A 9475-nucleotide genomic window follows, 5' to 3' on the forward strand; every position below is an offset into this window, starting at 1 on the left:
GAGGTGCAGTGTCCACAATAAGGGTGTTCAGCCGAAGCGACTTTCCTATAAGTTATAACTATTACGATGAGTATGGTCATATCGATTATACTTTGCCGAGTTGGAGAATGTTTTCTGAAATTCGCGGCGTGTTGCCAGAAGAAATTCGAAATAATGTTAGAGCAAGAAAGATTAACTTTCCGATAAGAGGCATCTATTATGATGAAGAATGTGAACGAGAGAATATTGAAAATGGTTATTTCTATATCACTGCAAACACCACTGAAATTCACATTAATACATTTATCTTCTGCATGAAGCACAGTGATATAGGAGTCGTTGGATTCTATTTGTATTCTTTCTTCAAGAGCATGAATGGTTACTTCGGAGGTGAATACAATAGCCCCATTGAACAATTAGTTGTAAACACTGGTATTAAGAGTACTAAGCTTTCCGAAGTTATCAAAACTTTAGAAGCACATAATATGATTACAAATTCACACAACACATTTGTGCCTGGATTATCAAAAGGTAAGACTATTCCAGCTAATGGCTATAGAACTCTGGACAGCAGTCAATTTACTGATTCAAGAAGGGAAGTAGATGTGCGGAAAGTTATGAGTCAAGCGACATATGAAAAGACAGGTGGAAAATATCTATATGATGATTCTTCAATTGAAGATGACGATGATGACGAAATGAATGATTTGCCTTTTTGAACTGCACTTTATTTGGAACAAATTTACAGATTGTATTTGGTGTGGTATGCTCTTGTAATAATACCTTTTTGAAAGAGTTGAGTGACTATGAACTTCCTTATAGATAGGATTTCCGAGACAAAATCATACGGTTTTAATAAGCAGATTGGCTAAGCTACTCTGCTTTTTTATTACGAAAAATTGGCGCTGCACTTTATTTGGCATTCGTTGAGAGGGTGGGAGTAATGTAACCATCACTGTGCGAATCAGTAAGTCAGATATAACTAAAACAAATCAATATGGAGGGATTTCAATTTCTGAAATGCAAGCTTCAAATATGATTGGCGGAGTCCCGCTCGAATCATTAATTGGTCATGAAGTGAAATTCAAAATCAACGGTGTTTTACCAATGGCAAAAGGAATGGCTCGTGATTACAAGGAGTTTGTTCTGGCTGTCGAATCTACTAAAGATCAGAGCGACTATAGGGTGTATATTCGCTTAACATCTAGTGGTAAAACGCGGAGGATAGTATCTTTTTATCTACGATTTTTCTCTCAAAAACAGATCACTCCTGTTGAGAATGGGGAAACAGTCGATGTTCATCATATGGAGGTTCAGCAATGGTTGTAGGCTTAAAAAGGACTCTAAATGGAACTGATATTTTATTGACAGTATCAAATTGAAAAACTGTAGTAAAAGCAACAAAAAAGCTAATTTGTGCTTTCAAGAAAACTGAATCCGGAAAAAGGTGAATTTTATGAAGAAAAATAAAGGTTGTTCTATTGATATGTACTTGGACAAAGTAGGAAAGGAAAAAGAGTTCATTGCTAGTCTGAAATTTGACCCCTCCCAAATTATTGGAATTGTAAAGCAAAGTATAAATGAATGGGATTCTATGGGGCTACTCGCTTTGGATTGTCCAGATGATGAATATGACGCTGAGATCAGAAGACTATCAATCTTTATTATCAAGCATTGGAATGAACTGGACATATTAATACTTGAACAGCAGATGAGAGGAATTTTTGAGGATGCCTTTGGAGAAGTGATGACTCGAAATCCGAAATCGATTGAAGCAGCAAATAAAATATATGCAGACCTAGTGAAAGTCCAAAGCGATGGCCGATGGGTATGAATACATTAAACAGCTTGCAGTAGTAACAAGAGTTCGATGTGAGAGTGGCAAGAGAAGGATAATGACTAGGAGGACTGTCATGAAGATCGACAATCAAAATGAGGAATGGGATAAAAAAAGCAAAGACTCCCCTGAATCAAATGCCTATAGTTTTTTGTTTAACGCTGCAAACAACGAATATGATGAGATATATCAAGACTACATTGAAGAATCACATTCAGATCCCACAGAAAATCAATTAGGCGAGCTATGGGAACAGCTTATCGGCGAAGAAGAACTTGAACAACAAAGGTTGAAATTAGAAGAGAGGAAGCCTGGTTTTAAGGAAGACGCATTGAATATATTAGAATGTCCGATGTGTGGTTGTGATGATGTTCCGAATGTCGAGTTAGATATTCCACTGGAAACTAGTAACAAGCGGTTGTTGAGTATTAGGCTTCTTGGCGGACAATGTACTAACCCAAGTTGCTCTGAGACATTTTTTCATGCTGACGATTTGAAGAGAATTGAGGAGATAAAGTGTTTGCTGAATACCGCAGGAGAAAAATCAGAATAAACATAAGACCGAAGATGATGAAAACAAAGAATAGCTAATAATCAGCAAGAGCCTACAAGCAACTAACATGCTTGTAGGCTTTTGTTTTGAATAGAAAGTAAGGGAGTGTGGTTTGATGTGAGCAACGCCACGATTATTATGACAAGAGATGAGTTGTTCATTGGTTCGGACAGCGCAACATCAATTGAAGTTAATGGACAATTATTCAGGCAAGATACTAAAGCAATAAAGTTGTATCAAGTTGATAATAAGATTATCTTCGCTTCTGGTGAATTGCACTTTTGCTATAGTGTGATGGAGAAGTTCCAGCAATCAAAGACAAGAAGTATTGAGCAGCTTAGACAAATTATTTATCAGCATTATGCTGGACAGGTTAGTGAAATCGTAATCTGTGAACATGATGGAGATCAGACTGTTATTCATCAGTTGTCATCGTACAATGACTTCGTACCAGTGATTCATAGCAATATTCCTGTTGGTGGTTTAAACATCTTAACAGCAGGGATAAAAACCAGAGAATCATATGAGGTTGCATGCGCGAACATATTTCAGGGGCAAACTGTGAAAGCAACCTATAGAAGAGTATTCGACAACATTTCTTATGAAGGTATCGGAGGAATGCTTTCTGTTTTCAGAGTGAACAAAGAGGGAATAAGTAAATATCTTACACACCAAATCAAAGAACCACATGATTTAAGAGTGCTTAGTGTAAGTGTTCTAGCTGATTATTACCAGAAACACTGCATCGTAGGGGAACGTATCTACGGAAAAATCTTCATGGGTGTCAACCTTGCGCTCGAAGATGAGGATGGAGTTCTGAAATTCCAAGGTTCAAAGGGTGAAATCTTTGATCGCAATGGAAACCTCGTCATGAAGCTTGGCTTAGTGGATGAAGAACCTGATGTATTTGGACTCTGGTCATTTAACGATGTAACAAGAGTACGAATGGACGACAGTTCTGGCTTTGTAATTGAAAAAGCGAACACAGACACAGACACCTATTCTAATGGATGGGAAAAACTACTTTGGGCTGACCCAAGTGATGGCATACTGTACTCTAAAGGCTTGGTAGCTGAGAACATAAAGATTGTTAATAACATTGGTGAGACGATTCTGGATGCTGAGAGCAACTACCTTGATCTTGGTGACTTCAAGGATATCGTTATGGACAACAAGTTGACAACTCTGGAAAAGATGCAGATCATCACTGAACTGTATAAGATCGAAGCTGGTTATCATCGGATGCTTGAACAGGCAGAAGAGTATAAGACCTCCCAGCGCGACGATATCTTTGATATCGAAGCACAATTCTTCACCAAGACCCCAAGTACAATAGACTTGTACTCCACTACGCCACTGACAAATGCGTATAACGCATTGCTCGATTATATGTCACAGTATATCGAGATTGTTGGCAGAGAACCTTTGAACATTAACATCAACTCTCCTAAAACAGAACAAACAAGTGAAATCGCTGATCGTGCTGAGTTTATCTTGAAGTTCAAGACTTATTATGACGAAGAGAAGAATCTTCGCAATAAGATTGAGGATGCTCAGTTCTACTCTGGTCTGAATATGGGTCAATTCTACAACAATGTAGTAATTGGTCAATATGGCTTTATCGCGCTTCGTAGCGATGGAAAGTATCGTTCGGTGCTTAATGCTACGAATGGCTTGGCATTGCAGAAGTGGGAGAATAACAAGTGGACAAATAAAGTATACGCATCTATCGGAAATTCGACGTATGAGGATGGAACGCTGATCGCAGAAGACTTGGTTACGAAACGCTTGCGAATTGAGACTAAGCATGGAGATGTGTTGTTGGATGCCGATGCTCTTAACTTCGACTTCTCTGCATTGGACTCCATTATCCTTGACAATGTAATTGTGTCTACAGAAAAGATCACATTGTCTAATAATTATAAAAGCATCACGAAGCAATACACTGAACTGAGAACGCAATTAGAAAGATATATCGCGACTGTCTACAATGACAGAGATTCTTCCTATTATGGACTCGACGATGCTAAGAATCAATTGGTAGCATCGAAAGGTTTGTTGGACACAGCATACAATGCTTTAACGTCATACATGACTCCTGTCTTTGCGGATATGAATGCAACAACTCATATCATAAATGACTTAAACTCCACGCGAACAATCTTCTATCAAGTGTGGGAGAACTTTTACAAGGACTATGAGGTGGCGAGAGTAAAGCTTTCTGACTTCTTGGAGAAGAGTTCGTTGCAGTTGGGGCGAAACTACAACAATACTGTGATTGATGCAGAGAATGGAATTGTGGTAACAAGAGGTAATATGATGAACAGAACCACGTTGAATGCTACAGAAGGAATCAAGATTGAGAAGAATATCGGTTACGCAGGAAATCCAGTTTGGGAAAAACGTTTCTATGTTGACCTTGAAGGCAATATGTTCGCAGACGAACTCCGAGCAATTCGCCTTAGAATCTTCTCAGGCGATGGAGATATGCTTATTGATGGCGACGAGCGCAGGCTTTACCTAAATAAGTTCGACATTATTGGTGCTGGCCTGATTACATCCGAACATATTATCACAAACACTATCACAGCAGACAATGGTTATATTGCTGATTTAACAGTAAACCACCTGAAAACTTTAGCCAAGGATGGAGAAGTAGAAGGATACACAGACTACATTGACATTAAGGATAATGAAGCTAAATGGATTACTGGTAAAATAATTAGTAAAACTCCTGCTAAAGATTCGAGAGACAATCCGCTGTATTGGGAAGACGCTGACAAAAAACATCTGACTACTGATGAGACACCATATATTGCATATAGTTATGAAATGCAGGACACAGAAAAACTGAGAATAGCTTTTCAAGATTCTGGAATGTATTCATATCCTTATAGTGTATGGGGCGCTGGTGATGGTATGGTCACTGACACAGGGACAGAATATGGTGATAGTGCAAGGGGATACATCTACAAAACATCGAATGAGTTTCATTTCAAATACAACACAAGTAACACAGGAGACATGAGGGAAATTAAGCTGTACGACGATGGTATTAACATAACCAGTGCTGGTAAAATGGTTGAAATTGAAGGAAAAGAGATTAGAATTGATGCGGAAAATGGAATGATTCAATTGAAGCATTCTAGCGGCGCTATTTTTTCGATTGATGAAGCGGGAGAGACAATCTATATGCGGCAGCCTGATGGTAGTGTACTAGAATTAAGCAGCACAGGACTTAGAGCTGACATTAAAGGAGACATAAATCTGAATGCTACTGGTAATATTAAATTGTCTGGTTCCAGAATCAACCTAAACTAAAAAAATTATGGTGGTTACACTGGTGATTGGAATGGTGAAGAAGGCAGATTGGCAGTCCTTCATAAGAAGGAACTGGTACTCAACAAAAACCAAACACAAGACATTCTCGATACAGCGAAGATCATGGAGAGAATCAAAACCATGTTGCCAAGCTTTAATCTGTCGAGAAATGTGTCTACACCAACAAGCAGTTCTGATGTTGCTACCGCAGGAAACACAGTTCACAACGAATACAACATTGAAGTCAACGTAAATGGCAATGCGGATAAGAAAGTCGCTGACACTGTTGCCGATCAAATCGTCAGCAAGATCAAGCGTACCAAAGGAGGACGATTCTAATGCTAGAGGGTATTCACTTTACTTACGATGGTGTTCACTCGACTGACATGGGTCTTCTCAACTGCAAGATTGATGGGGGGATGTTTGAAGAAACATTCCTTCCACCAAGAAGTATCAACGAGACGAAAGTAGATTAATGGATAAAAAGAAAGACGTACTAGAGGGTCGCGATGGTATTATGGTCAAATTTGACTTGACTAAATAAGAGCTTGGGTAAATAATAAAAGCACAATGTTTATTTATGAGAGGGGGAGAATTGTATGAATAAATTCTCGGCTTATTATGCTTTAACTAGAGACCAGCGTGAGCTTCTGGTTCCTGCAATATTTGAGGGATTAAAGCAGTTTACTGTTTACCATAGTCATATGCCTAAGTTGAAGAATGAGAAAAATTTTGTTCCTCGCTTAAGGTCGTCTTTCGTTAGTACCTGTGTTGCTGATATTGCAAGAAATAATAAACATTTAAATCTTACAGCGACTGAACTACAATCAGCTTTTTACTCATATACCCTGTTAACAGATACAGTTAGAAATATAAATATTACTGTATGTAACCTTCCAAATAAAAAAAATATTCTTGATGCCAGTGCCTACAGAGGATACTATGCTACATACAATATTGAAAGAGCATTTGCTGATGGGTTTACAAGTGAGCAGTTTGGAGAAGATATCAAAGTTGATGGAAGTCAAACATCTCTTTTGAATGATATCGAGTATCTTCCTTTTGGTATGGTACTTTGTTATGATGGGGCATTGGGAGAAAAAACAAAGGTTTTTGAAGGAGCTTTATCACCTTCACAAGAAGACTGGATGTTCAAATTAGATGTCACTAACTATTTAGAATTGCCAGATGACATTCCTACCATTAACCGTAAAAATGTTTCTCATGAGGAACTTTCCCTCGACTTTAAAAAGGGAGTTCTTGAAGAAGAACTTATACCTTTAAAGTTAAAAAAATAACACACTTGGGCGGGGTGAACTAAATTGTCTCAAGATAAGAGAGACTACCAATTGTTTAACCCTAAACGTTTTAAGGAAGCCAGAATTGTAAGGGGATTAAGCATCGTAGAATTAGCTAACGAAATAGGAGTAAGTAAACAAGCAATATCACAATATGAATTAGGGGAAAGTGTTCCTAGAGCATCAACAATGATGTCAATTGTTAACATTTTAGGATTCCCTAAAAATTTTTTTTATAAGGAATTTAAAGAACAGTATGTAGGTAATACATTTTTTAGGGCATCTAATTCTGCTACTAAAAAACTCAGGGAGATACAGTATACCAAAGCGCAGTTTGTGTCGTACATTTATAAATACTTGGAAAACTTTATTGATTTCCCCTCCCTAAATTTACCTGATACCACTAAGTTTAATGGATTCATGTGGAATCGAAACGAGATAGAGCAATTAGCAAATGATGTGAGGGAATACTGGGGATTAGCTGAACAGCCTATAGGTAATGTGGTTAATTTAATGGAACGTAATGGAATACTCGTTTGTTCTTTTGATATGGGCGCAAGGAACATGGACGCCTTTTGTCAACCTCGTCAGGGTAGGCCTTTGATTGCTCTTGGGAACGATAAACAATCAGCCGCTAGAAGGCAGTTCGATGGCGCTCATGAGTTAGGTCATTTGTTGATGCATAAAGACGAGATATACAATCAAGATAATTTAACAAAAGAGGAATTTGGCAAGATGGAGGAACAGGCTAACCGATTTGCATCGGCTTTTTTATTGCCGTCTAAGGCATTTGCTGATTCAGTAACTTCGTCTTCACTTGACTCATATATAGAACTGAAAAAGTATTGGCGTGTTTCAATAGGGGCAATGCTGTACAGAAGTAGGGATTTAGGAATTATTACTGATAGTAGATACACTTCTTTGGTTAAGCAGATGTCAATGAAGAAGATAAGAGTTAAGGAACCTTTGGATGATTTGTTGCCTGTACCACAGCCGCAGATTCTAAGACGTAGTGTGGAGATGCTGATTGAAAATGATGTTAAAAGTGAACAGCAATTATTACAGGAAGTGGGAATGTCTGGTGAAATGATTGAAATGTTATGTGGCTTAGATAAAGGTAGGTTAGACTTTAAAGATGTGGAACATAAGTTGAGCCTTATTATTAACAATGATGAAGAAAACCATGTTTGCTAATGGACACCCTTACATAATTGTAGGGGGTATTTTTATAGATTCACATCATGATTTAACCATATTTTAACAATAAAGTTCGGTAGAATGAGGGGGACGAATGAGTTTTAACGAATGGTTGTATACAAATAACTATCAATCATTTAAGGAGTGGAAAAGTCTTGTAGTGAACAAGGAAAATGTTTACCCATCTTTAAGAATTCCGTATAGAGAGTGGGTAGAAGAATACATGGATGGAATTGGAAAAGAATCTATAAAAGATGTTAAGGACTTGATACGTTGCTTGTTGGGAGCAGTAACAAGAAAACAGGACTTAGATGCATATTCAATAAATCAAGTTTTGCTACAATCCGAGAACGAGAGTCTGAGAGAGCGTGCAGAGAAGATGGCGGGTAGCGAACGGCTTATTAGACTCAGCGAAGGTCAGGATGCTTGGGAGGGAATCACATGGATACTCGAACTGCTTCCTACTGGCCCCTTTAATGCAGTTCAGGCGCTTGAAAGCTACCTTTTTTCTCAACCTAATCTTCCTGATGATCGAATTATTGGCATAGGGCAATGTATTGATATTATATATGCCAAGTTCATCTACAATACAAGTTCATTGGAAAAAATTATGAGTTTAAAGCCGATAGAGTTTGAGTGGTACATTGAAGCGCTGTATGAAAGTATGGGTTACGATACCCTTTGGACGACAGCCACCCGTGATGAAGGTAAAGACATAATTGCTACAGCCCAAAGGCCAGATGGTTTCGAACAGGTATATGTGGAATGTAAGCTTTATAAAAAGACACAACTAACAATTGAGAAGGTTCGAGCATTTAGTCGTGTTATAGATAAAAATGAAGTCAACAGAGGTGTAATATTCTGTACTGGTTACGTTAATAAAAATCTTAAAAATGAAGACAAGAGAATCAATATATGGACTTATGATGATATGCACACACTTCTCAATGCCCACTTGGGAAGTGACTGGTCTGAAAGAGTGAAGATAATTGTTGAGAACAAAAGAAGAAAATACAGAAGTTGAAATTATGGTAATAGAAGGCGAATGCTGCCGTTCAGAGTATGATATTTAGAGAAATGCCCTGTACCGAATCAAATTTTTCATATCTTGACTCATACCGTTGAAAGCAATATGATGAAGATATCCAACGGTCACGTACCGAATTGAACGTTTTAACTCAGACCGCTGTAGCGGTTCAACATTAAAGTGCCATAAAGTCAATCAGCATAAGGGATGGCGGGTTTTTACAACGAGGGGCGGTCTTGAAAACCGTTAGGGTGCAAGCCCAC

General features: G+C 38.1%; 9 protein-coding genes. All 9 read left to right on the forward strand.

Translation table 11 applies throughout. From position 1 onward, the window contains the following. Nucleotides 1-698: hypothetical protein (locus tag L692_RS33160; RefSeq protein ID WP_036725026.1), on the forward strand; the 698-nt coding region annotated here is incomplete at its 5' end. A gap of 238 nt (nucleotides 699-936) precedes the next feature. Further along, nucleotides 937-1308 carry a hypothetical protein gene (locus L692_RS0122495; RefSeq protein ID WP_156940554.1) on the forward strand — a complete coding sequence of 124 codons (372 nt, stop codon included), beginning with the start codon at nucleotides 937-939 and terminating at the stop codon, nucleotides 1306-1308. Nucleotides 1309-1435: 127 nt separating this feature from the next. Continuing rightward, the gene (locus L692_RS0122500) at nucleotides 1436-1813 is read left to right on the forward strand and encodes a hypothetical protein (RefSeq protein WP_025702231.1); all 378 of its coding nucleotides are present in this window, start codon (nucleotides 1436-1438) and stop codon (nucleotides 1811-1813) included. 79 nt (nucleotides 1814-1892) lie between these two features. Beyond that, nucleotides 1893-2369 carry a hypothetical protein gene (locus tag L692_RS0122505; protein WP_025702232.1) on the forward strand — a complete coding sequence of 159 codons (477 nt, stop codon included), beginning with the start codon at nucleotides 1893-1895 and terminating at the stop codon, nucleotides 2367-2369. 117 nt (nucleotides 2370-2486) lie between these two features. Next, the gene (locus L692_RS0122510) at nucleotides 2487-5690 is read left to right on the forward strand and encodes a hypothetical protein (RefSeq protein WP_025702233.1); all 3204 of its coding nucleotides are present in this window, start codon (nucleotides 2487-2489) and stop codon (nucleotides 5688-5690) included. A 48-nt stretch (nucleotides 5691-5738) separates the two neighbouring features. Beyond that, nucleotides 5739-6029, forward strand: coding sequence for a hypothetical protein (locus L692_RS0122515; protein ID WP_025702234.1), 291 nt, complete (start codon nucleotides 5739-5741; stop codon nucleotides 6027-6029). Between the two features lie 260 nt (nucleotides 6030-6289). After that, nucleotides 6290-6988 (forward strand): hypothetical protein, encoded by a 699-nt coding sequence (locus tag L692_RS0122525; RefSeq protein ID WP_025702235.1) that lies wholly within the window; start codon nucleotides 6290-6292, stop codon nucleotides 6986-6988. Nucleotides 6989-7012: 24 nt separating this feature from the next. Next, a complete protein-coding gene (locus L692_RS0122530) occupies nucleotides 7013-8182 on the forward strand; it encodes an XRE family transcriptional regulator (protein ID WP_036725032.1) in 1170 nt (389 codons plus the stop codon). Nucleotides 8183-8279: 97 nt separating this feature from the next. Further along, a complete protein-coding gene (locus L692_RS0122535; protein WP_025702237.1) occupies nucleotides 8280-9209 on the forward strand; it encodes a restriction endonuclease in 930 nt (309 codons plus the stop codon). Nucleotides 9210-9475: the final 266 nt, after the last annotated feature.

The organism is Paenibacillus forsythiae T98, from assembly GCF_000520735.1.
In the GTDB taxonomy this organism is placed as follows: Bacteria; Bacillota; Bacilli; order Paenibacillales; family Paenibacillaceae; genus Paenibacillus_AQ; species Paenibacillus_AQ forsythiae.

Coding starts and splice junctions, on each gene's coding strand:
- L692_RS0122500 (WP_025702231.1), top strand. CDS start 1,436: ATGAAGAAAAATAAAGGTTGTTCTATTGATATGTACTTGGACAAAGTA.
- L692_RS0122505 (WP_025702232.1), top strand. CDS start 1,893: ATGAAGATCGACAATCAAAATGAGGAATGGGATAAAAAAAGCAAAGAC.
- L692_RS0122525 (WP_025702235.1), top strand. CDS start 6,290: ATGAATAAATTCTCGGCTTATTATGCTTTAACTAGAGACCAGCGTGAG.
- L692_RS0122535 (WP_025702237.1), top strand. CDS start 8,280: ATGAGTTTTAACGAATGGTTGTATACAAATAACTATCAATCATTTAAG.